Origin of the sequence: Paenibacillus sp. USHLN196, from assembly GCF_037144955.1 — a bacterium.
Lineage (GTDB): Bacteria > Bacillota > Bacilli > Paenibacillales > Paenibacillaceae > Paenibacillus > Paenibacillus xylanexedens_C.
Window position 1 is genome coordinate 13,839 of sequence record NZ_JBBCYH010000022.1, and the last position, 21,440, is coordinate 35,278.

The window sequence follows — 21,440 nt, forward strand, 5'->3', positions numbered from 1 at the left end:
CTTCTTCCCTAAAGCTTAGATTTGGTGTTGACTTCAAGTCGTATTCTCGGTTTAGCCACTAGCTCTTCTTCCGTCAGACCCGTCCATTGAACAAATTCGTCATTGCTTGGGTAAGCACTTTCCTTTACGACTTGCCCATCAACAATAATAATTGGCAGCACTTGGGGACCCTTTTCAGCCAAAAGCTGTCCTACGAGCGGACTTGACACAAAAGCATCAGGTTCACTGGATAAGTTATAACGAGATACCTGAAACTGTTTCTTTTGCAGATTATGGACGACAGCAGATACACGAATCAGTTCCGGATCAACACCCGGACCACACACGCCGGAAGAACAACACATCGCAGGATCGTAGATCTCCATTGTTTTCAAACCGAACACCCCTTTCGAAATTAGAAAAGCCGGGAAACATTCTCCCGGCAGTTTGTATTATTTGCCGGTTTCAGCGAACGTTTTAATGCGCTCCCCAATCTGGTCACGAACCGTTTGGAATACAGCCCACTTCTCTTCATCTGTACCTTGCGCTTTGGCAGGATCATCGAATCCCCAGTGTTCCCGCTTGACATGTGGTGGTGTCATTGGACATTTATCCGCGGCGTCTCCACACAATGTGACTACAAAATCAGCATTGTTCAACAACTCTGAATCAATGATATCGGAAGTTTGAGTGGAAATATCCAGGTCAACTTCTTTCATGGCTTCCACTGCTTTTGGATTCAGACCGTGTGCCTCGATGCCTGCACTATAGATGTTCCAGTCCTCACTTAGATATTTCTTGGCCCAGCCTTCGGCCATTTGGCTCCGGCAAGAGTTGCCTGTGCATAGGAAGTACAGTGTTTTTTTACTCATGTTCATCGTCTCCTCGTTGTTTGAATTATAGAATGCTTTTATATAATGCTTAACCACAGATACAGACCCAATAGCGTAATAAGCAGAGTCGGAACGGTGATAATGATACCTGTCTTAAAGTAAGTTCCCCATGAGATTTTGACGCCTTTCGTGCTAAGCACATGAAGCCAGAGCAGCGTCGCCAGTGAACCGATCGGGGTAATCTTTGGCCCCAGGTCTGATCCAATAATATTGGCGTAGATGAGCGCCTCCCGAACCGTTCCCGTAGCCGTTGTTGCATCAATGGCAAGTGCATCAATTAGCACGGTAGGCATATTGTTCATCAAGGATGAAATAATTGCTGCGATAAAGCCCATACCAATCGTTGCAGCAAACAATCCTTGATCCGCCACAGCCTGGATGACCACGGCCAGGAGATCCGTTAAACCCACGTTACGTAGACCATAAACTACGACATACATGCCGATGGAGAAGAATACGATGGCCCACGGCGCTTCTTTGACCACCAATGTAGTCGGTACAGCAGAACTGCGGGAAGCCATGAACAGGAAGAATATCGCGACAACACCGGCCACAAGGGATACGGGAATACCAACGAATTCACTGGTGAAGTATCCAATGAGCAGAACTCCCAAGACCACCCACGACAATCGAAACATTTTCATATCTTTAATGGCAGATACCGGAGGTTTCAATTCACTGGCATCAAAACGTTTGGGAATACTCTTTCGGAAGAAGAGATACAATACGCCGATACTCGCAACCAGTGAGAACAGATTCGGAACAAACATCCTTCCTGCGTACTCCATGAATGTAATCCCAAAGAAGTCAGCAGATACAATGTTGACCAGGTTACTTACAACCAGTGGCAAAGAGGTCGTATCCGCAATAAATCCGCTGGCGATAATGAATGGAAACACTTTTTTCTCATCGAAATTCAGTGCGCGTACCATGGCTAGAACAATCGGTGTCAGAATCAGTGCGCCTCCGTCATTGGCAAAGAAGGCAGAAACCACAGCACCCAAGATCGAGACGTAAACAAACATCCGGACACCATTTCCGTGAGCAGCCTTGGCCATATGTAAGGCAGCCCACTCGAAAAATCCGATACGATCCAGAATTAACGAAATCAGAATGATCGCTACAAACGCAAGCGTGGCATTCCAAACAATTTGCGTCACATCCCAGACGTCTTGGAGATTGACCACACCCACAAGTAAAGCAAGAATTGCTCCGCCGCAAGCTGACCAACCAATGGACAGGTTTTTAGGCTGCCAGATGACGAGGACTAGCGTAATTAAAAAGATAATGCAGGCCATGACGACAGAAAACACAAGTTCTACCTCCTCTAATCAAATACAGTATAGCTAATAACATTCTCCTCATACCTTCATGTCATTCAATCATTATATAATGATGTACTTATATAATGATCAAAAGTTCAACTACAAATGCGAGGTACGTCCACCTTGTTCAAAGTCCGGAGAATGTTTTGGGAATCAGGCATGGCGTCCAGAACGGTTTTGATATAAGGTGTATCATCCACATTTAAAGAATAGTAGACCCACTGTCCTCGTTTATTTTCCTTAACCATCCCTTGATCCTTTAATTTACGTAAATGCTGACTAATCCCCGGTTGAGAAATATCCAAGACATCAACAAATTCGCAAACACACCAATCCCGATCTTTAAGGAGCGTCAACATGGTTAAACGGGTTTTGTCTCCCAAGAGCTTTAGTTTGTCTGCCGCTTCATGTATGGTCTTCAATTGAATTCCTCCTTCCAGAATATATAATCTAATAATTATATTATAATATAATTATTTAATTGTATCAATCCTTTACCGTAAAAAAAGTGTGCGTCGACTCCATGGTATAAAAAGTCCACGCACACCGTTTTATTCGGTTGAGTATTCAGCCTCCCTTAACACTGGGAACCGACTCCTTTTTTCCCCAAAGACAGTAGCACAGTTTCCTGATCTGGCATCTGATCGAGCACCGCTTTAATATATGGCTTATCTTCTACATCTAAGGAATAGTATACCCACTGCCCCCGGCGTGTTTCGCTAACAATCCCCTGAGACTTTAATTTGCGTAAATGTTGGCTAATTCCGGGTTGAGACATATCAAGTACTTCAACAAAATCACATACACACCATTCTTTCTCTCTTAAGAGAATGAGCATGGTCAGACGGGTTTTATCTCCAAGCAACTTTAACTTATCTGAAATTTGTTCAATAGATTCCATTTGCGTTCATCCTTCCCTGCGTTCAACAATCCTAACTGATATATAAGTTTATATTTATATTCTAAAGCAAGGATATGTTGAAATCAAGGAAGTCAGTGTAATGCTTCTTTCGTGAACATAACCTTCAACCAAAACGACCTGCAACATAATTCTCCGTTTTTGGATTTTTCGGGTTACTAAATATTTGGCTTGTGTCGTCGTATTCAATCAGTTCTCCATCCAGAAAAAAGGCACAATGATCTGAAATCCTTGCAGCTTGATGCAAGTTGTGAGTCACCATCACAATCGTATAGGATTGTCGAAGTTCTTTAACGAGTTCTTCAATTTTAAGGGTGGATAACGGATCTAATGCAGCAGTAGACTCATCCATCAGCAAAATTTCAGGATTCATCGCCAGAGCTCGGGCGATACATAAGCGCTGCTGTTGTCCTCCTGAAAGCTGCAGAGCGGATTTTTTTAGCAGGTCTTTCACTTCGTCCCATAAAACCGCTGCTTTCAGACTCTTCTCCACAATATCATTCAACTCGGGTTTGCGGGTAATGCCGTGTAACCGAGGACCATAAGCGATATTATCATAGATTGATTTGGGAAACGGATTAGGCTGCTGAAACACCATTCCCACTTTTTTTCGGAGTAGTTCCACACGCACTTGATCATCATAGATAGCATGCCCCATAATGCGAATATTTCCTTCAATTCGCACCCCATCGATACGATCATTCATCCGGTTAATGGTTCGAAGAAGTGTTGATTTTCCACAGCCCGAAGGACCAATAAACGCAGTAATGGAATGTTCAGGTACATCTAGACTAATATTTTTCACAGCCTGTTGCTGTCCATAAAATACACTCAAGTCTTGAATTTGAATGGCGTTCATACAATATGTCTCCTTAAAATTACAGGTTTTTCTGATATTTATTTCTCAATACAACGGCAATCAGATTAAGTGTAAGCAGCAGAATGAGCAGAACAATAATACCACTCGCGGCTAAATCGTGAAACGAAGTCTGCGGTTTGGATATCCAGTTGTATACCTGTATAGGAAGCACCGTAAATTGGTCCATCAGATTACTAGGTAAAAAGGCTACATAGGTTAAAGCTCCAATCATCACCAGAGGAGCCGTTTCTCCGATTGCTCTGGACACTGCCAAAATGATCCCCGTCAAGATCCCTGGAAAAGCGGACGGAAGGACAGAACGTTGTACGGTCTGCCATTTGCTGGCTCCCAGTGCAAAAGAAGCATCTCTGCGGGAACCTGGAACGGCTTTTATCGCTTCTTGTGCAGACACGATAATCACCGGCAGGACAAGCAGTGTCATGGTTAATGCCCCGGATATCAGACTTCGCTCCAGGTTTAATCCTCTCACAAAAATGGTGAGTCCCAGGATACCATAGACAATGGATGGAACTCCGGCAAGTGTACTAATATTAAGCTGTATTAGTCTAGTCAGCCTGTTTTTCTTTGCGTACTCTTCCAAAAATATAGCTGCTCCGACACCAATAAGAAATGAAATTGGAGCCATGATACAGACCATATAGAGCGTTCCAACGAGGGCTGACTTCAAGCCAGACCCCTCTGCCCTGCGAGAAGGGTAATTGGTAAATAACTCAGGAGTAAATGTAGCAACTCCGTCAATCATAATATCGATAATAAGAAGCATAAGTGCAAGTACCCCGACGGACGTCGCCGCCAGAAACAAAATTTTCATCCAACCGTCTCTTTTTTTTCTGGCCTGAACCTGTTTTGTTTCTGTACTCTGGATGTTCTGCTTCACAACCGTTTCAGGCATTTAGTAGACCTCCCTATATCTTTTCGATACAGCCGCAGCAATGATATTTAAGATAAGCGTGATTACAAACAACGTAAGACCTACAGCAAAAATAGATCCATACGCTAGTGATCCATGCGGAGTATCACCCAAACTCACTTGCACGATGTAAGCTGTCATGGTTTGAATACTATCAAGTGGGTTCGCCGTAAGCTGAGGAGTCGCACCTGCTGCAACAGTTACAATCATGGTCTCTCCTATAGCACGAGAAAAGGCAAGAACAAATGAAGAGATAATTCCGGATAATGCTGCAGGAAGAACAACTTGTACAGCCACTTCAAATCGTGTTGCCCCCAGCGCATAAGCCCCGTATCGCAAACTGCTGGGCACAGCTCTCATGGCATCTTCGCTGAGTGATGAAACCATAGGAATGATCATCACGCCAACGGCAATTCCTGCACTTAGGGCATTAAACAGACTCGTTCCGGGAATAAGCGTTTGAATGACAGGGGTAATAAAGCTTAAGGCAAAATATCCATAAACGATGGTTGGAACTCCGGCCAAAACCTCTAGCACAGGTTTCACGATGTTTCGTACTCGCAGTGTTGCATATTCACTCAAATAAATGGCTGTTGCCAGCCCTACAGGGATGGCAATACAACAAGCAATTAGCGTGACCATCAATGTTCCAAACATTAACGGAACTACCCCAAAGCTTACTGGCTGAATTAACGGCGCCCAAGTCGTACCTGTTAAAAATTCAAGAATCGGCACCTGCTTGAAGAATGCAATGGATTCTGAAACGAGTGTGTATACGATGCCTATTGTTGTAAGGATGGACACCAATGCACATAAGAATAAAAGGAAAGGCATCACATAATCTGCGTATCGCACCTGGTTAGAGCGAAAAGGATGATTTCCTTGGGGTATTGTGTTCATATCAGCTCTCCTCATTAAAAACTAAAGCGTGTGTGACGCCTCTTGGTCCCCAAGAAGCATCACACACGTTAAGGTTTACGCGGTTACTTTAACTTCTCCAAATCTTCCTTATACATTTCTTCTGGCAAACGAATATAGCCGACCTCTTCTGACAATTCAGCAGCATTCGTCAAGTAGTATTCAACAAATGCCATAACTTCAGGATTTTCCAGCTTTTGTTTGTTCACATAAATATAAAGCGGTCTGGATAGAGGTGCATAGGTCCCATCATTAATCGTTTCGTGTGTAGGTGTAATTGGACCGTTTCCTCCATCAATGGGAACCACCTTCAACTTGTCCTGATTCTCTTCATAGTAAGCAAATCCGAAATACCCAAGGGAATACTTCTCACCTGCCACACCTTGAACCAGTGTATTATCATCTTCACTGAATGTAACTTGCGCATCGTTCCGGCTTTGCTGCGCTTCCTCGTTTACCGTTTCTGTGAAGTAGTCAAATGTTCCTGAATCGGCACCTGGTGAGTAGATTTTAATATTCTCATTTGGCCATTCACTGCGTACGTCACTCCATTTCATGACTGTACTTCCAGGTTTGAAGATGCTGTGCAACTCTTCTACAGTCAGATGATCGACCCAGTCATTCTCGGGATTGACCAAGACGGAAAGACCATCATATGCAACTTCAAGTTCCAGATACTCTACGCCATTTGCTTTCGCATTTTCGGCTTCTTCCGGTTTAATTGGACGGGATGCATTATTAATCGCCGTCTCTCCGTTAGCAAATCGTTTAAACCCGCCTCCTGTACCTGAAACACCAACGGTGACACGGACATCTCCATGTTCTTTACCAAACTCTTCAGCTACCGCCTCAGTAACGGGATATACCGTACTTGATCCGTCAATATCCACCGTTCCTGTCAATTTTTCCGAGGTGCCTTGTTCTTCTGATGTAGCGGTTTGTCCATTCCCTGAACTCTCGTTACTACCTGTACTAGCTGTACCCCCTGCGCATGCTGACAAAGATAGTGCTCCTACCAGCACCAACAGCATATAAAACCATTTTCCCTTTTTCATGATCCCCATCGCTCCTAAAATTTAATGTTTATATACACATATCATTATTAGTTTATATGATTAAATGAATTCTCCTTTTGTGTTAAATCTGTGTAAAAGGTTTAGCCACAATCGTTTTGGATTCAAAAAGTCCGGAGTAATCCATATTCGTTAAGTAGCTCTCTCACGTACATTTTGATCTCATCTCTAGTTTGACGAACAGCAAGGATCGTAGGATTATTTGCAGCGAGTGGATCGGTAATCGGCCATACTCGGTAATCCAGACCAAAAGGGATTACGGGACAGGCCTCTCTGGTCTCATCGCACAGTATAATAATAACGTCGGAATCTACAAATGAAATCATATTGAGGAGCTTGCCCGACTCTTCATGACAAGGCACATGTTCTTCCTGAAGAACTTGAACGGTGAGTGTATGAACAGGCCTCGGATCAATTCCTCCGCTATCGACCTGAACCCGTCTGTCCGCATAGAAAGAAGTATACGAAGCCGCGAGCTGACTTCGACAACGATTATGTGTACACCAGAAAAATATTCGTTTGGGCTGCTTCATTAACTCACTCCTTTAAATTGCAAGCAATATCCAAAGTTTCGTTTCGTCTGAATATGAATCAAATCATCAAATATCTCTATCTTCCGCCGCAGTTCATTCACGTAATACTCAACACGCCTCCGGTCCAGTACAATGTCTTTCGCTAGCAAAAGTTTTAGCTGTTCAGCCGATGTATACTGCTCTGGCCGTTGAAGAAGTTGCATTAACAGATAAATTTCTGCCTTGCGTAGTGCCTGACGAACATGCCCCAAACGTATCTCCATACAATCGAGATAAATTTCAATTTCATTTAACTTAAATGCTTTATGTTGAACAGATACTTGCCAGTCATAAGGTCGAATCTTCATTCTGTACTTGGCCCAAATCAACTTTAGTTTCAAGTTCAATTCCTCAAATTCAAAAGGAACGTTAAGATTTTCCTTAACAAAATCTAAACCTTCTCCAGCTTCATTTCTTTCATCATCAACGGGCGTCTCAGCAAGCAAGAGAATTGGTGGCGTATGTCGAAAAGACTGTATTGTCAAAAGAATATCCCTCTCCTTGGCTCGCTTCGAATCTAAAATAATCAGATCCAGATGACTCGAATCTGTATAGTGTCTATCTTCAAAGTTTTTGACGTGGTATCCTTGCTTGGATAAACCGAATTGTAATAAGCTGATCATCATTGGATTATGATGAATAACTAAAATTTGTTTTGGTACAAAGTCCATCCATTCCATAAGCAAAAGCACACCTTCTTCCGTAGACTATAATCAATCTTCTTGAGATACTTGAGTGTCGATAAAAAAACTTTATTTCAGACAAATATAAGCCTATGCTTATATTGTAATACTCAATTTGCCTAAAGCAAATGGTTTTACAGAAATTTTACAAAAGGCTGGTTTTCAGCAATCCTGATTGAGTGGCTAAAAGATAACCATATCAACATAATTACCGTTTGAAGAAGTAGACCGAGCCATAATAATTGACGGAAGCAGGAAAATTCAAGAAGAATATAAAAAGGTACGTTAACAATTAGGTTGTTAACGTACCTTTTTTGAAATTTCAACTTATATCATCCTTCATTAGAACAAGAGGAATTGCAATCACCGGTGGCTTGAACTTGCTTTGCTTGTGGACGACTGACACTGCATACCCCTGTTTCAGGCAGATCGAGTTCTACTTTTGCAGCAGCCTCCAGATCACCCGCCAGAAAAGCAACTACAGATCGAACTTGTTCGTAACCTGTGGCCATCAGGAAGGTCGGTGCACGGCCATAACTTTTCATACCCACAATATACAGGCCTGGTTCTGTATGACGCAATTCCTTTTCCCCATGAGGTCGAACGGTACCGCAACTATGAACGTTCGGATCGATCAGCGGAGCCAACGTTTCCACACTTTCTGTTGCCTGGTCAATGCTCAAACGTAGTTCGCCAAGGAAGGAAAAGTCAGGTCGGCTTCCTGCATTCACAATGATTTCATCCATGTGCTGCAGTTCGCGGCTTTCCCCAAGCTGCTCTCCACGAATAGTGATTCTCTCCCCATCTTGCTTCAACTCCTGAATGTGGAACGGAGTGACCACACTAACCTTTCCGGAATCCACCAATTCATGCATGCGACTGCCTAATTCCCCCCTAGCTTCCAGTTGATCATTCGCTTTTCCACCATAAGCTTCCTCTACTTGATCTCTTCGCATAATCCAGGTCAGTTTTGTATGAGCATTCGTTTCTTGCAGTTTAGCTAAATCAAGTAAGGTATTTAAGGCTGAATGGCCGCCACCTACGACAGCAATATGTTTACCCGTGTAGCGCACTTGATCGGCTTCAAGTACATCCGGTATACCATAGAATATCTGTTTATGAAGAGATTGCTCCTGCGAAGTCAGTACTCCGCTTGAAAGCACCGGATTTGCTTTTCCCCAGGTTCCCGAAGCGTCAATGATAGCTCTCGCCTCATATTGTTTGGCCTTTCCTTTTTCTTCTACATAGATGACAAAAGGTTGTTGTTCTCTACCGGGTGTTTTCATTTTATCTGTATTTTTGCGACTGGTCCCAACAACACGTGTATTCAAATGAAGATCGGAGTTTATCTCGGGTAACTCAGCGAGTGGTCGTAAATACTGATCACGCAGCTCATGTCCCGTCGGTAATTCGTCTGGAGATGGGGCAATCCACCCATTCTTCGTCAACAACCTTTCTGCTGCTTTATCTAGGTTATACTGCCATGGCGAAAATAGACGAACATGGCCCCACTTGGAGATATTCTCACCTACTTTACTCCCCGCCTCAAAAATGATAAAGGATTGGCCAGCTTCAATCAGATGTGCCGCTGCTGCCAGACCAATAGGCCCAGCACCAATGATGGCTACAGGTAAATGAGATAGCTCTCCTTGGTGTACAGGATCTTGAAGAGAGATCTGCTTTTCCATGAGCGTAGGTTCACAACAGGACTCGACTGGTTTAAATTCAATGTTTTTCATTTCAAATGACCTCCAGTAGTTAGTTAAATATATTTGCAACCTACAAGTATTAGAGAAATGTAACGGGGTAATAATGCTCATTACCCCACTGACGTACAGCACATTTTCGATTTTAACATACTCTCATTAAGCAGTTTAACAGATTGCATAACGATTGCTTTTTCTGTATCGGTCATGAAAGAAAAAACCTCTTCCAGATGTGTATTCATCCGATGATCTATAGCTGTCGCTACAAACTTCCCCTCTACCGTCAATCTCAGAATGTATACTCTCCGATCTTCAGGATGAGGTGTTTTTAAGACCAGGTTTTTCTTAATCAACGTCTGTATTTGACGACTAAAGGTTGTAATATCCATGGCTAGCGTTTCGGCAATTTGTTGCATAGATGGCTCATGTTGATGGTCAATTTCATATAGGATATGACTTTGGATTAAAGATATTTCCTGCTCTCCAACCGTGCAACAATTTTTATCCAGCAAGCCGAAGCGACGTACCATGATCTGTAATAACTCTCTTGGGTTTTGGTTATCCGGCAACATGATCACCTCTTGGTGTCTATTATAATCATATTATTTGTATATTGCAACTATTTTAAATTATTCTGCTTTTCTAAATTGTTTTGGATATGCTTAACGACATACTCAGCATCTGGCCCCACACCCCGAAGAGTTGCTGATGCAAAGGAGCGCTGTCCAGACAAGCCTACAAAATAAAGTCCGGGGATTGTCTTGCTAATCCCGTTCTTTTGCTCGGGTTCGCCTTGACCATCCAGTCCACCTAATGCATCAATATAAGAAACGTTGGAACGATATCCTGTCGCGAAAATGACGGTTTGGACCTCTTCTTGTGTTCCATCAGACCAGATCACACCTCTGTCATAAAATGCGGTGAACATTTTCTTTTGTTTCGGGTTCCCCGCTTTAAGCCGCTGCTTATATCCATCCAAATCCAGAACGGATGACCCGTTTGCAAATGACTTCCCAAATTTCCAAAACGAATCGATCCCCGTTAGCTTAAACCAGAAGTGAATATCCTGGCCCAAGAGACGCTGCGGGATTAGTGCTACTGGTTCTCTCACAGCAAGTGTTGTTTCAGCTACTTCGGATAGTTCCATCGCAATCTGAACCGCGGAATTTCCTCTCCCTACAACAATGACCGATTGATTATGAAAAGGGGCCGGTGTTCGATACGTCGCGGAATGTAAGATTTCTCCCTCAAATTGTTCATGGTTTGGAATCGAAGGGGTATAGGGTCTACTAAACGATCCAGTTGCCAAAATCAGATTGCGAGCCACGTATTTCTCTCCACTTGAAGTTGTTACTGTAAAAACCCCGGATTCTTTGGATACTTGATCTACATGGCTGTTATAAACCAAAGGCAATCCAAAATGAGAAGCATAGTCCTTCAAGTATTGAATAACTTCATCACGTTGTGGGTATCGATCCCCTGGAGAATCTATCGAAAGCCCCGGCAGAGACGAGTACTTGGCCGGTGAGAATAACTTCAAATTATCGTAATACTGTGGCCACGCCCCTACCGCTGCTCCTCCTGCCTCCAAAATCAAAAAAGACAGCCTTTTCTTTTTTAAATGATAACCGGAAGCAAGTCCTGCCTGACCTCCACCAATAACAATGACATCCCAGATTGGCTCCATAACACATCTCCTTCAAATATAATTAGAGTGATTCATTCTTACAAGGTATGTACTCGTTTAGTATAATTGTTTATTTGCAAATTGCAAGTATATTTCTTCGATGACTAGTTATCTCATCTAAAAAGCTACCCTGGAAGTGTTCATTAAAACGCTCGGTAAAAAAATTATAACGTTTACTTACGTAAACGCTCCACGTCATAAAACCAATGTAAACATGTAGGCTTATGCCCATTATTGCAAATGTTGTATACCTTTCTATAGGCGGCTGCATAGGGTGTGAGTAGATATTTCACCAAAGAAGGAGAATGACTATGTACCCTAAATTATCAAATCGAAATCAATGGCATAATCCAGTGCCTAACATCCGGAATAACAACGGACAGGTCCTCACCCCTCCGTATTGCCATGGAAATGTGAACCTTAGTCACCCTGGTGGAAATATAGAATTAAGAGATTATGGACAACAACCACTTGTAATCAATATTGATCAAGCTACAAAGTATAATCAAAATTATCGTACGGCTCTATGGACAGGAAAGCACTTTCAAGTGACTCTGATGAGTATCCGTGTTGGCGAAGATATCGGTCTGGAAGTCCACCCGACAACCGATCAATTCATACGGATTGAAGAAGGTCAGGGACTTGTGCAAATGGGAGACGAGAAAGACAAATTGAATTTTCAAACGATGGCCTGTGAGGACTATGCCGTTATGGTGCCTGCTGGAAAATGGCACAATATCACCAACACAGGCAGTATACCTCTTAAAGTGTACGTGATCTATGCACCGCCTGAGCATCCTTATGGGACAGTGCATGGAACAAAAGCCATTGCCATGTCTTCTGAAAGTTAGTTGATCGTATTCTAATGCAATTTACAAAAGCCTGATTTCTCTTCATCGTCGTGGAGAAAAATCAGGCTATTTCTTAATTTAATTACTTATCGAGGTATCGATACAGCGTTGTTTTGCTAATACCTGTTTCTTCACGAATTTCAGCAAGACTGTACTCTTTACTTTCATACATTTGTATCGCCTTCATTACGTTCCCATCCAATTTACGAGGACGACCTAACTTCGTCCCCTTTTCCTTCGCTTCATCCATTCCTTTTTTCGTGCTTTCACTGCTTAAATCTCCTTGGAAGTCAAGTAAAGCCTTCACATGCTCCAGAAAAATACGACCAGAACTGTCCTGTGTATTCAAATTTTCATTCAGAGAATACAGATGGGCCTCTCGCTTTTGAAATTCCTTCAGCAGATCGACAAGATGTTTTGTAGAGTCAGCTAAGGAGAACAATCGAGTAACAACGACGACATCTCCTACCTGGAGCTCGTTCATCATGGCATTTAGCTGCGTTCTTTGCTTTGCAGATGAATGTTCTTCCTTCAATATTCGATCACAGGATTTCCGTTTTAAAATTTCGTGTTGATTTTGACATCTCGGATCATCCTGTGAAGGTCTCATATAGCCAATAATCATGTTAAAACTCCTAACTGCAACTGACATTATAAAATTATAACACAAAATAAGAACCAAAATGGTTCCTTTTTGGGACTCCCTGTGATAAGATCAATATACTTCAACCGGATATGACTTTTAGTCGAGTAAGAGTCATAAAAAAAGATAAGGAGTGGAAGTACACGTGATTGAACGGATTAAGAAAGATTGGTTCTCTAATATTCGAGGGGACATATTAGCCGGGATTGTAGTGGCATTGGCACTCATCCCCGAAGCCATTGCATTTTCTATTATTGCTGGTGTAGATCCCATGGTGGGTCTGTATGCATCGTTTTGTATTGCTGTCATCATCTCATTTATTGGTGGCCGACCAGGGATGATTTCGGCTGCTACTGGAGCCATGGCCTTACTTATGGTTCCTTTGGTCAAGGAACATGGCGTTCAGTATTTACTGGCTGCCACCATTCTTACTGGGGTTATCCAATTGCTTTTTGGCGTATTCAAAATCGGGAAACTCATGAAATTCATCCCGAGGGCTGTCATGATCGGCTTTGTGAATGCTCTCGCTATTCTGATATTCATGGCACAAGTTCCCCATTTTGTAGGCATATCTACGCTGACCTACATCTTCGTTGGAGTTACCTTACTTATTGTATATGTTTTACCCCGATTCTTCAAAGCCATTCCAGCACCTCTTATTGCCATTGTGGTTCTAACCGCAGCTGCCATTTGGGGGAACCTGAATTTAGGAACAGTTGGAGAGTTAGGCATTATCACACAATCTCTTCCCTCATTCTTTATTCCCGATATTCCTTTTAATATCGAAACATTGCAAATTATATTCCCTTATTCCATTTCTCTGGCTATTGTCGGATTGGTTGAATCTCTATTAACGGCTTCCATCGTGGATGATATGACGGGAACGAACAGTAACAAAAACAAAGAAGCTCGCGGACAAGGAATTGCCAATGTCATTACCGGTTTCTTCGGCGGGATGGCAGGTTGCGCCATGATTGGACAGTCTGTGATCAACGTCAAGTCTGGTGGGCGAGGAAGGTTATCTACACTCGTTGCAGGCGTATTCCTCATGTTCCTTATCCTTGTACTTGGCGGTATCGTTGTTCAGATCCCTATGCCTGTACTCGCCGGGATCATGATCATGGTAGCCGTCGGAACGTTTGACTGGTCTTCCTTCTCTTATCTCCGTAAAGCACCTAAAAGTGATGCACTTGTGATGCTAGTCACCGTTATTGTTGTTGTAGCGACCGATAATCTTGCATTGGGTGTCATTGTCGGCGTCATTCTTAGTGCGATATTCTTCGCTTCCAAAATCTCAAAGGTTAAAGTGAGGCATCTCTCCACGGAGAAAAACGTAAGATTTGATGTGACGGGTCAATTATTCTTTGCATCCGTGGAAGGGTTTATTGAATCTTTTGACTTCGAGATTGCGGATTCGGAAATTGTCATTGATTTTTCAAATGCACATATTTGGGATGACTCAGGTGTAGGGGCTGTCGATAAAGTAGTCATTAGATATCGGGAGAATCATAACCGAGTTAAGATTAAAGGACTGAATACGTCAAGTGAAAAACTCGTAAATAAGTTAGCGGTGTATCAAGATCCAAATGCACAATTAAAATCACATTAAGGTAGGAGAGATGAACATGTATCAACATATTCTACTTGCTGCAGATGGTTCTAACAATGCCATTCGGGCAGCGAAAGAAGCCGCTTATATTGCATCATTGATTCCAGATGTCGAAGTTGAGATTCTGTTTGTTGTAGACCTGTCCAAGGTCAAAGAGGAAGTTCTCCATTCTCAGAATCATGAGGAAATTGAACTGAAACGTAAACAGAAACTTATGCCTGTTCAGCAAGAACTTACAGAGAAACATGTGAACTATCGAGTTACCTTCGTAAATGGAGATCCTGGTCCTACGATTGTTGATTACGCGAATAAGAACAGCGTTGATCTGCTTATTATCGGAAGTCGGGGACTGAACTCCTTACAGGAATTCGTACTTGGAAGTGTGAGTCATAAAGTCGTTAAGAGGGCTCATTGTCCAGTTATGATTGTGAAATAGATGATGGATATGAAGCATGGGGCCTCTGCAATTGCAGAGGTCTCGCTTCTTTTTCTAAAAGGAATTAGATCATTTAAACGTTGACTGGAGGAGAGAATATCTTGGAACACTCCAAATTAAAGACTCAAAAACCACAAAAAACATCACGCTATCTTCCTCCTGCTGTACGTATTTTTGCGCTTGGAGGTCTCGGGGAAATTGGAAAGAACATGTATGGGATCGAATACAAAAATGAAATCATTTTGATTGACGCAGGTTTGAAATTCCCAGATGCCCATATGAATGGTGTAGATTACATTATTCCTGATATACGTTATTTGCTGGACAAGCCTCAACAGATCAAAGCTCTTTTCCTTACCCATGGACATGAAGATCATATTGGTGCTGTCCCCTACTTGCTCAAACATCTTTCCTTTCCAATCTATGGCGGTGCACTAACGATCGACTTGGTCAAAGCCAAGTTGGAAGAGCACAAGTTAACGAATTCAGTGGATTTTCATATCATTCAGGATCACGAACGCGTGTCATTTCAGCATCTTTCTGTTCATTTTTTCCGAACAATACACAGCATACCCGATGCTTTTGGTATCGTTGTAGATACACCCTATGGTTCTATTGTGCACACAGGTGACTTCAAATTTGATATGACACCTGAAGGAAAGACAGCGGACCTTCATAAAATGATGCAATTAGGTGAAAAAGGTGTGCTTGCTTTGCTGTCTGATAGTACCAACAGTGAACGCGAAGGTCAGTCTCTTTCAGAACATACAGTGGGTAAATCTGTTTTGGAATTAATCCAGCAATGTGAAGGTCGAGTTTTGTTTGCGACTTTTGCGTCCAATGTCCACAGGTTACAACAAGTTATTCATGCTGCTTCGGAGTGTAATCGGAGAATTTTAATACTGGGCCGCAGCATGGAAAAAATATTCTCCATTGGTCAAGAACTTGGACACCTTCATATACCACAAGGTATGCTAATGGATATGAAGGAAATCCACACCACTCCACATCATCAAGTCATCATTTTATGCACGGGTAGTCAAGGAGAGCCTAATGCAGCTTTAACCCGTATTGCAGCCGGCTCCCACCGTCACGTTCAAATATTTCCAGGAGATACAGTTGTCTTTTCTTCTTCTCCGATTCCTGGTAACATCATTCAAGTCAATCGAAGCATAGATATGCTGATGCGTTCTGGAGCCGCTGTCCTCTACGGAGCGGAGTATGACATTCATACTTCCGGGCATGGATCACGTGAGGATTTAAAACTGATGATACGGACCATGCGCCCGAAATATTTCATACCGATCCATGGAGAATATCGAATGCTGGTAAGTCATCAAAAACTAGCTGAGCAAGTTGGAATACCCTCCAACAGAATATATGTATTGAATATTGGAGAGCCTCTCCTCATTACTAAATATCATGCTCGAAAAGGAAGAAATCTCCCTTCGGGATCGTCATTTGTGATACGTGGTAAAGTTGAAAGTCATGAGCCTGAACTCATTGATGAACGCAATAGATTGGCTAAGGATGGCGTACTTATTGTCGCACTTGTCTTAAACAATGAGACATGCCAAATGATAGCAGGGCCTGACCTCATTAGCCGAGGGTTTGTCTATGTACGAGATGCTAATGAACTAATGAAAACAGCAGAATCACATTTGAAATCCGCACTATATGGACTAGAGCAGAAAAAAGAAGCCCGCTGTGAAATCTGGGAACATAAGATCTCAGAAGTACTCCAGAACTTCTTTTACTCACAATTACAACGTACTCCTGTCATTTTCTCTTCCATTCATAGCGTTTCACATCCTACTCAAGTAAAGGACGACTAAACAATGAGAATGATTCAAAAGTTAATTCATCCCGATACACCCGCCCTAAATGGACGGATTTTTGAACGAAAAGCAGCACGTGGCATTATTATGCGTGGTTCTGAGATTCTTCTACTCTATACCCGTAGATATAACGACTACAGTTTTCCCGGAGGTGGTGTGGAAGCGGATGAGGACCTACTAAGTGGGCTAAGAAGAGAAATTGCTGAAGAAACCGGAGCTATCCAGGTTGAGGTGACAAACGAGTTCGGCTACATTGAAGAGTATCGTCCCCATTACAAACCCGAATATGATCTGATCCATATGTTATCTTATTACTATGTTTGCAACATTCATGAACAGCTTGGAGAAGCCAAACTCGAAGATTATGAGATGAATAATGGCATGTCTGCCGTTTGGGTCGACATTCACCAGGCCATTTTGCATAACCGGCAGGTAATAAGGAATAAAGAGGCTTCCATGGGATTTTCCATTGAAAGAGAGACGATTGTTTTAGAGTTGATTGTATCCGAATTAATTTTTTAGATTAGAATATTAGATTCGCAATGTAATTTGTAATGGCCCCACATTCATGTCCTCAACCAGGACAAGAACATGGGGCCATAAAATTAAACTAACCTGTCTATAACGAACTATCTAATGAAAGTCCGATAAAATTATTTAGAGTTGAAGCCATCTAGTTACATCTTCAGATATAAGACCATTCTGACGATGTGTGACAGGCATTTCACTAATTTGTAGCAAAAAATAACTATCGTGTGTACGTAGACACTCAAGAAAATACTTATCTAACAAATCAATATCATCAGCTGTTTTAATTAAATACACTCTGTCATGAAGATGTTTGACCTCAAACAGATGTTCAAGATGAAAGTTAATACACTCCTCGGTCCATCCTTCATTTTTAGGCTTGTAAGAAAACAAGTAGAGTTTAGATATGATAATCAGCCCCCGTTTACTCTTATAGTCCGCCTTCTTTTGAAGCAGTTTCCTTACGTGGCTTAAATAACATCTTTAACATTGGTGGCGCTATTAAAGTTGTAAGTATAACCATTATAATAACTGAAGTGAAGTATACCGGCCATCCCCATCAAATCAGCAAAGTACGCAAATCCAAAGCAAATGAAGAGTGCGATAGATATTATGGGTTCTGTTACCTTAAGAGTGGAGAGCCACTTCATAACGCGAGGAACTATAAATACCCCTGCAACAAATACGCCTATGAAAAAATAACACTTTCTTTCCTACTAGGAGTCCTAAAGATACATCCTGACCTGTACCCAAGAAACTCATCATAAATGCCAAAAGGATAACGACTAAAATATCATCTACTACGGCAGCTCCAAGGATAGTTGTGCCTTCCCTTGAACTTAAGCGATCCATATCCTTCAATACTTGTACTGAAATGCTTACAGATGTTGCGCTGAATAAAACCCCCATAAAAAGTGCATAGTTCGTGGATAGTCCAAATAGATCTGCTACTCCAAATCCACCTACAAAAGGTAAGATAATTCCACCAAGAGCAACGGCAACTGCTGATCTCCAGTTTTTCTTTAATTGGTCTATATCTGTTTCTAATCCAGCAATAAACATAAGTAATAAGACACCTATCTCCGAGACGTAATGAATGAATTCATTATTATCAATCCACCCGAGAATTGCAGGTCCTAAAATAATGCCGACCACCAGTTTTCCGAGCACAGAAGGTTGCCCCAATTTCACTGATACATGTCCTGCTATTTTTGTACTGAGAATTATTAAAGCCAAATACCATATAAATTCCATTACACCTACTCCTCAACAACAACATGTAAAACAACTTGAACGCGTTCCTGAACATAATAATTGACCTAAAACCTTAGGTCAATATAGCATTTAAACCAACGAAATAGAGTTGTAATACTTATGATAACCCTTGATAATCCCCGTATACGCATTTTTAATTAAAAGCCTAAAAACAAGCATTATGGTCGATTTTTAATATGTACAAAAAAACATAATCACTGAGAAGGGAAACCCCTCAGTAATACTCTACTTGCATACGCATCTTGCCTGAAATAATGAAATCAACTTCATCACCATAGTCCAAATAGCTTGACTGAAGGATCTTCTTTGAAATGATCTATAATCAGACCATCTTGTTTGGTCTTGTAACGTTGTGCATGCTAAGAGTCATTTTTCTTCCTCTGCAGTAGGCAGCCGTCTTTGCTATGATCCACAGTATAGCTCAAAGGCAACCGTCGTTTGTATTTTTATGAACCACCTCCTTTTCTCTGCATTTGTTTAACTAATCTACCTGTTAGCCTAATGAATTGATGAGCGAAAACTTTATTAGAAATATGTCTAATCGGTAATCGAACTATGTTCTTGTCCACTCCGGCAATCGGTACAAGTTCTTGTCCTCAACTGCCAGTTCATTCTGATAATTCTCTTTTTTAATGCCAAGCCGACCGTGTTTAACCTCTCATCGTGTCAGTTTTCCTTTAACAATATAAAAATTGTTATGTATTAAGGTATTTAATGAAGTTGTAACTGCGTGTGTTAAATGTTTAGATATATACCTAATCGGCAATCGGACTATGTTCTTGTCCATTCCGGTAATTGGCACAAGTTCTTGTCCCCAAAAGCAAATTCCAGTAACCAAGATTTCGGTTTTTAATGCCAAGCCGCCCATATTTACTTCTCACATCTTGCCTTTTGTCCCAAAACAACGTGAACATTTTCATGTTTAATGTAGCTTAATGAAGTATTAAGTGCATACGCTGATTATTTAGATATCCATCTAACCGGTAATCAGATCATGTTCTTGTCCATTTCGGCAATCGGTACAAGTTCTTGTCCTAAAAGCTAGTTCCGATAACAATATTTCGCTTTCTTTACCCTATCTGCCCGTGATTTATCTCTAATCAATTCATTTGATCCATTAGAAATGAAAAAACTGTCCTGCACTATACTGACTATTGAGACTTTAATTATTTCTCTTTTTATTTAGACGTGTATCTAATCGGTAATCGGACTATGTTCTTGTCCATTCCGGCAATCGGTACAAGTTCTTGTCTTTTGCTCGGGACACGAACTTGTACCGATAAAATAAAAAAGCCGCTAAAATAGCGACTTCAATGGGTCTATGTTCTTGTCCCTCGACATTTTTCTGGAGATCTTGTCCGTTGAAGTTAACCCTACTGCATTAGTGAACTTAAGGTTATTGCACAAGCAAAAAATGAATGAAGATAAGGTTATTGCTTAAATCATAGCATCCATCCAATATGCAATAACTTTATCTTCAATAATGATCTACTGAGTTAACAATTGAACTTAAAGTTTATTGCATAAAAAAATTTAAATCCATTTTATTAACCGCTTTCTTCAAATCATCATCTGATAAATGTGTATATATCATCGTTGTCTGTACTGATGAATGACCTAGTTGATCTTTCAGTTTTGGAACATCATTGTTAGCCTTATGATATCGAGTTGCAAATGAATGTCTCAATGCATGCACATTTAAAGATGGTTTACCATAAAGATTAGCATATTTTTGAACTAACTTTTCTATGGCTCTTTGAGTAAGTCTTCGTGTGCCTCCTTTTCTTCCTACAGGAGCAGCTATAAATAAGGCTATCTCTTTTGAGCTGGGTTTATACTTTTGATCTCTAATTTTTATATATTCTTTGATGTCATATAATGCAAGATCACTAAAGTAAACATACTGCTCCTTACCGCCTTTACGGACTACTCGTAGTAAATTTTCAGTCAAGTCTACATCTTCAATATTAGCGCCAACCACTTCGGACAGTCTCAATCCAGATCCCAGAATCAAAGAAGCGATGGCTGTATCACGCTCACGATTAAATAAAAAATAGTTATATAATCTCTTATTTCCTTTAATCAATTCACCATAATCATTTGCAATAAATTGTCTGAATAGATTGAACTCCTCATGCTTCAGAATCTTACCACTGATTTTTTGTGCACTCGACTGAGCTGTGCTTAAAACAGGATTTAATTCTAACTTGGCCATCAGATTACGCTTAATATAAGGAGCTAATTCAGAAGTTTCAGCTTTATTCTGTAAGTAATTAAACAATGATTTAAGTGCAGCCAATTTTCTGTTCACAGTACTTTTAGAGTTCCCTAGTTGATTCTCCAAAAAGAAAAGAAAATTTTCCCCATCACGTATAGTCAATGATTCCAGTGTACTTAACTCAACTTCTTTACGACTACATTTAACAAGCCCCTCAGAAATTAGCCAGTCAAAAAAAATTATATAATCATGGCAATAGTTGAGCATGGTGGTTGGTGATAATTTTCTTTTTCTGCTATCTATATACTCTGTAACATACCAGGGCAAATCATCAAGTTTTTCTTCAATACGTTCTAAATATTTAATTTTTGTTTGCTTTTCCATGGGATTCTCCTTTTTTCTAAAGGATACTTTGTACATATTATAATTCAATATTTTTATTCGTCAAATTATTATTTTACGTAATTATATGAGATTATTTGATATCGTTCTTACCA

At 41.1% G+C, this 21,440-nt stretch carries 21 protein-coding genes and 1 pseudogene; 5 read left to right on the forward strand and 17 right to left on the reverse strand.

Annotation, left to right across the window (positions count from 1 at the left end; translation table 11 throughout):
• Positions 1–8 precede the first annotated feature (8 nt).
• The 14 genes from arsD to WFI24_RS31315 form a co-directional block, all read right to left on the reverse strand.
• Positions 9–374, reverse strand: a complete 366-nt coding sequence (gene arsD, locus WFI24_RS31250; RefSeq protein ID WP_175395096.1) for an arsenite efflux transporter metallochaperone ArsD — start codon at positions 372–374, stop codon at positions 9–11.
• 57 nt (positions 375–431) lie between these two features.
• Positions 432–851 (reverse strand): arsenate reductase (thioredoxin), encoded by a 420-nt coding sequence (gene arsC / locus WFI24_RS31255; RefSeq protein ID WP_175395097.1) that lies wholly within the window; start codon positions 849–851, stop codon positions 432–434.
• 38 nt (positions 852–889) lie between these two features.
• Positions 890–2,185, reverse strand: coding sequence for an arsenic transporter (locus WFI24_RS31260; protein ID WP_312884243.1), 1,296 nt, complete (start codon positions 2,183–2,185; stop codon positions 890–892).
• A 107-nt stretch (positions 2,186–2,292) separates the two neighbouring features.
• Positions 2,293–2,619, reverse strand: coding sequence for an ArsR/SmtB family transcription factor (locus WFI24_RS31265; protein ID WP_175395098.1), 327 nt, complete (start codon positions 2,617–2,619; stop codon positions 2,293–2,295).
• A 155-nt stretch (positions 2,620–2,774) separates the two neighbouring features.
• Positions 2,775–3,098 (reverse strand): ArsR/SmtB family transcription factor, encoded by a 324-nt coding sequence (locus WFI24_RS31270; RefSeq protein ID WP_024634429.1) that lies wholly within the window; start codon positions 3,096–3,098, stop codon positions 2,775–2,777.
• 124 nt (positions 3,099–3,222) lie between these two features.
• Positions 3,223–3,975, reverse strand: coding sequence for a phosphate ABC transporter ATP-binding protein PstB (gene pstB, locus WFI24_RS31275; protein WP_024634428.1), 753 nt, complete (start codon positions 3,973–3,975; stop codon positions 3,223–3,225).
• Positions 3,976–3,994: 19 nt separating this feature from the next.
• Complete coding sequence (gene pstA / locus WFI24_RS31280; protein ID WP_024634427.1) at positions 3,995–4,888, reverse strand: phosphate ABC transporter permease PstA; 894 nt, start codon at positions 4,886–4,888, stop codon at positions 3,995–3,997.
• Positions 4,889–5,806 carry a phosphate ABC transporter permease subunit PstC gene (gene pstC, locus WFI24_RS31285; RefSeq protein WP_024634426.1) on the reverse strand — a complete coding sequence of 306 codons (918 nt, stop codon included), beginning with the start codon at positions 5,804–5,806 and terminating at the stop codon, positions 4,889–4,891.
• A gap of 83 nt (positions 5,807–5,889) precedes the next feature.
• Positions 5,890–6,879: a PstS family phosphate ABC transporter substrate-binding protein gene (locus tag WFI24_RS31290; RefSeq protein ID WP_024634425.1), complete on the reverse strand. Its 990-nt coding sequence runs from the start codon at positions 6,877–6,879 to the stop codon at positions 5,890–5,892.
• Between the two features lie 122 nt (positions 6,880–7,001).
• Positions 7,002–7,430: an arsenate reductase/protein-tyrosine-phosphatase family protein gene (locus WFI24_RS31295; RefSeq protein ID WP_175395099.1), complete on the reverse strand. Its 429-nt coding sequence runs from the start codon at positions 7,428–7,430 to the stop codon at positions 7,002–7,004.
• The gene (locus WFI24_RS31300) at positions 7,430–8,149 is read right to left on the reverse strand and encodes a winged helix-turn-helix domain-containing protein (protein WP_175395100.1); all 720 of its coding nucleotides are present in this window, start codon (positions 8,147–8,149) and stop codon (positions 7,430–7,432) included. The genes WFI24_RS31295 and WFI24_RS31300 overlap by 1 nt, the downstream gene beginning before the upstream one ends.
• 335 nt (positions 8,150–8,484) lie before the next feature.
• Complete coding sequence (locus WFI24_RS31305) at positions 8,485–9,891, reverse strand: NAD(P)-binding domain-containing protein (RefSeq protein ID WP_175395101.1); 1,407 nt, start codon at positions 9,889–9,891, stop codon at positions 8,485–8,487.
• Positions 9,892–9,971: 80 nt separating this feature from the next.
• Positions 9,972–10,430 carry a MarR family winged helix-turn-helix transcriptional regulator gene (locus WFI24_RS31310; protein WP_175395102.1) on the reverse strand — a complete coding sequence of 153 codons (459 nt, stop codon included), beginning with the start codon at positions 10,428–10,430 and terminating at the stop codon, positions 9,972–9,974.
• 47 nt (positions 10,431–10,477) lie between these two features.
• The gene (locus tag WFI24_RS31315) at positions 10,478–11,545 is read right to left on the reverse strand and encodes a flavin-containing monooxygenase (RefSeq protein WP_175395103.1); all 1,068 of its coding nucleotides are present in this window, start codon (positions 11,543–11,545) and stop codon (positions 10,478–10,480) included.
• Between the two features lie 311 nt (positions 11,546–11,856).
• Between WFI24_RS31315 and WFI24_RS31320 the strand changes: the two genes are divergently transcribed.
• Entirely contained in the window at positions 11,857–12,396 is a 540-nt protein-coding gene (locus WFI24_RS31320) for a cupin domain-containing protein (RefSeq protein WP_175395104.1), read from the forward strand.
• Positions 12,397–12,478: 82 nt separating this feature from the next.
• Here the strand turns inward: WFI24_RS31320 and WFI24_RS31325 are convergent, their stop codons facing one another.
• A complete protein-coding gene (locus WFI24_RS31325) occupies positions 12,479–13,021 on the reverse strand; it encodes a recombinase family protein (protein WP_175395105.1) in 543 nt (180 codons plus the stop codon).
• Between the two features lie 163 nt (positions 13,022–13,184).
• Here WFI24_RS31325 and WFI24_RS31330 point away from each other — a divergent pair, with 163 nt between their 5' ends.
• The 4 genes from WFI24_RS31330 to WFI24_RS31345 all read left to right on the forward strand — a co-directional run bounded on the left by WFI24_RS31330 (position 13,185) and on the right by WFI24_RS31345 (position 17,444).
• Positions 13,185–14,648: a SulP family inorganic anion transporter gene (locus WFI24_RS31330; RefSeq protein ID WP_175395106.1), complete on the forward strand. Its 1,464-nt coding sequence runs from the start codon at positions 13,185–13,187 to the stop codon at positions 14,646–14,648.
• Positions 14,649–14,664: 16 nt separating this feature from the next.
• Positions 14,665–15,084 carry a universal stress protein gene (locus tag WFI24_RS31335; protein ID WP_175395107.1) on the forward strand — a complete coding sequence of 140 codons (420 nt, stop codon included), beginning with the start codon at positions 14,665–14,667 and terminating at the stop codon, positions 15,082–15,084.
• A gap of 101 nt (positions 15,085–15,185) precedes the next feature.
• Positions 15,186–16,919 carry a ribonuclease J gene (locus WFI24_RS31340; protein ID WP_281366023.1) on the forward strand — a complete coding sequence of 578 codons (1,734 nt, stop codon included), beginning with the start codon at positions 15,186–15,188 and terminating at the stop codon, positions 16,917–16,919.
• Between the two features lie 3 nt (positions 16,920–16,922).
• Complete coding sequence (locus WFI24_RS31345) at positions 16,923–17,444, forward strand: NUDIX domain-containing protein (protein ID WP_175395108.1); 522 nt, start codon at positions 16,923–16,925, stop codon at positions 17,442–17,444.
• A 545-nt stretch (positions 17,445–17,989) separates the two neighbouring features.
• On the opposite strand, the pseudogene WFI24_RS31350 reads toward WFI24_RS31345, so the two are convergent.
• Together WFI24_RS31350 and xerS are read right to left on the reverse strand one after the other, a co-directional pair.
• A pseudogene (locus WFI24_RS31350) lies at positions 17,990–18,704 on the reverse strand (cation:proton antiporter domain-containing protein); the annotation flags it as partial.
• Positions 18,705–20,241: 1,537 nt separating this feature from the next.
• Positions 20,242–21,327, reverse strand: coding sequence for a tyrosine recombinase XerS (gene xerS / locus WFI24_RS31355; RefSeq protein ID WP_024634443.1), 1,086 nt, complete (start codon positions 21,325–21,327; stop codon positions 20,242–20,244).
• Positions 21,328–21,440: the final 113 nt, after the last annotated feature.

Bases quoted from the DNA above. Each gene is read 5' to 3' on its own strand.
- pstC (WP_024634426.1), bottom strand. From the start codon at position 5,806: ATGAACACAATACCCCAAGGAAATCATCCTTTTCGCTCTAACCAGGTG.
- WFI24_RS31270 (WP_024634429.1), bottom strand. From the start codon at position 3,098: ATGGAATCTATTGAACAAATTTCAGATAAGTTAAAGTTGCTTGGAGAT.
- WFI24_RS31325 (WP_175395105.1), bottom strand. From the start codon at position 13,021: ATGATTATTGGCTATATGAGACCTTCACAGGATGATCCGAGATGTCAA.
- WFI24_RS31290 (WP_024634425.1), bottom strand. From the start codon at position 6,879: ATGAAAAAGGGAAAATGGTTTTATATGCTGTTGGTGCTGGTAGGAGCA.
- WFI24_RS31295 (WP_175395099.1), bottom strand. From the start codon at position 7,430: ATGAAGCAGCCCAAACGAATATTTTTCTGGTGTACACATAATCGTTGT.
- WFI24_RS31335 (WP_175395107.1), top strand. From the start codon at position 14,665: ATGTATCAACATATTCTACTTGCTGCAGATGGTTCTAACAATGCCATT.
- WFI24_RS31320 (WP_175395104.1), top strand. From the start codon at position 11,857: ATGTACCCTAAATTATCAAATCGAAATCAATGGCATAATCCAGTGCCT.
- WFI24_RS31310 (WP_175395102.1), bottom strand. From the start codon at position 10,430: ATGTTGCCGGATAACCAAAACCCAAGAGAGTTATTACAGATCATGGTA.
- xerS (WP_024634443.1), bottom strand. From the start codon at position 21,327: ATGGAAAAGCAAACAAAAATTAAATATTTAGAACGTATTGAAGAAAAA.
- WFI24_RS31305 (WP_175395101.1), bottom strand. From the start codon at position 9,891: ATGAAAAACATTGAATTTAAACCAGTCGAGTCCTGTTGTGAACCTACG.
- arsC (WP_175395097.1), bottom strand. From the start codon at position 851: ATGAGTAAAAAAACACTGTACTTCCTATGCACAGGCAACTCTTGCCGG.
- WFI24_RS31315 (WP_175395103.1), bottom strand. From the start codon at position 11,545: ATGGAGCCAATCTGGGATGTCATTGTTATTGGTGGAGGTCAGGCAGGA.
- pstA (WP_024634427.1), bottom strand. From the start codon at position 4,888: ATGCCTGAAACGGTTGTGAAGCAGAACATCCAGAGTACAGAAACAAAA.
- WFI24_RS31345 (WP_175395108.1), top strand. From the start codon at position 16,923: ATGAGAATGATTCAAAAGTTAATTCATCCCGATACACCCGCCCTAAAT.
- WFI24_RS31300 (WP_175395100.1), bottom strand. From the start codon at position 8,149: ATGGAATGGATGGACTTTGTACCAAAACAAATTTTAGTTATTCATCAT.
- pstB (WP_024634428.1), bottom strand. From the start codon at position 3,975: ATGAACGCCATTCAAATTCAAGACTTGAGTGTATTTTATGGACAGCAA.